Genomic DNA, 1,348 nt, shown 5'->3' on the forward strand with positions numbered 1-1,348 from the left:
GTGCTGACCGCGGCGCGGCACCGGGGGGACGCGCTGCTGGTCGGCACGGCCCTGCTCCACCTGGGCCTGCTCGCCGCCGCCGACGGCGATCCGTCCGCGTCCCGCGCCCACTACGTCGAGGGACTGGCCCAGCTGCGCCCGCTCGGCGCCGTCGCCACGCTCGGCGCGCTGGTCGGCCTGGCCGCGAACCCCCTGCGCCCGGCACCGGCGCGGGCGACCGACGCCGCCCGACTGCTGGGCAGCTTCTATCCGGGGCGGGCCAGCATTCCCGGCAACCCCGCGGATCCCGATCTGGCCACCGCCCGGCTGCTCCCCGGCATCCGCCGCCGGCTCACCGAGGACGAGTTCACCCACGCACTGGCAGCCGGCGCGGCCACCGCGCTCCCGGACCTGCTCTGCTCCCTCGGCGAGCCGGACTCCGCCGGGACACCGCCGAAGAGGAAGCTGACGAATCGTCAGTTCCAGGTCTCGCTGCTGGTGGCCGACGGACTGAGCAACCACCAGATCGCGCGTCGCCTGGGCATCTCGGAGTGGACCGTGGTCAACCACCTCCGCGAGGCGATGCGGCGGTTGCAGTGCTCCTCGCGGGTCGGCGTCGCCGGCTAGGTGCACCGCTCCGGCCGGCGGCCGGGCCCCGCTCACGGTGCGAAGCGGGGATGGTACGACGATCCGTTCGAGGCCTCCTGACCCGGCGGGAGGGCCCGCCGCCCGGGCTTCCGCCGACTCGGCTCCCAGGTCGGCCGGTCCGTACACCCGCGTCCGTGACCGCCCCGGGGCGCCTAGCGGAGCCCGGTGAGGGTCGCCACCCGGTCGAAGCGGCCGTCGATGGCCTCGTCCCCGTGGTGCACGACGAGCAGGGCACGCCCCTCGGTCCGTTCCCGAAGCACCCGGAACACCAGCTCCCTGCCGCCGTCGTCGAGGTTCGCGAACGGCTCGTCGGCCAGGTACACGTCCGCGTCCTCGTGCAGGAGCACGGCGACCCCGACCCGCTGACGCTGGCCGGACGACAGGTCCGAGGGCAGCTGGTCGGCCAGGCCGTCCAGACCCATCGCGGCGCGCAGCCGCTCGTCGGCGACCAGTTCGCGCACCGGCAGCGGAGGCAGGTGCACCGGGGCGGTCAGGCTCGCCACCCGGGGCGGCAGGGTGACCGCCCCGGCGTCGGGGGCGAGGGTCCCGGCCATGACGTGCAGGAGCGTGGTCTTCCCGCAACCGTTGGGGCCGCGGAGCAGCACGCGCTCACCGACGCGCAGGTCGAACTCGTCGATCGACACCCTGGCCCCCTCGCCGTACCCGACCCGGACTCCGCGGACCCGCACCAGGGCCCCCTCCTCGTAGTACGGGGCCTGCC

General features: G+C 75.6%; 2 protein-coding genes. One reads left to right on the plus strand and one right to left on the minus strand.

The window, feature by feature from the left end; genetic code table 11:
- Positions 1-606, plus strand: a 606-nt coding sequence (locus tag ACWDCZ_RS41445) for a helix-turn-helix transcriptional regulator (protein WP_449818738.1), incomplete at its 5' end; no start/stop codon positions are given.
- Positions 607-779: 173 nt separating this feature from the next.
- On the opposite strand, the gene ACWDCZ_RS41450 is transcribed toward ACWDCZ_RS41445, so the two are convergent.
- A partial coding sequence (locus tag ACWDCZ_RS41450) for an ATP-binding cassette domain-containing protein (protein ID WP_449818739.1) occupies positions 780-1,348 on the minus strand: 569 nt, incomplete at its 5' end.

Source organism: Kitasatospora sp. NPDC001225 (genome assembly GCF_053597855.1).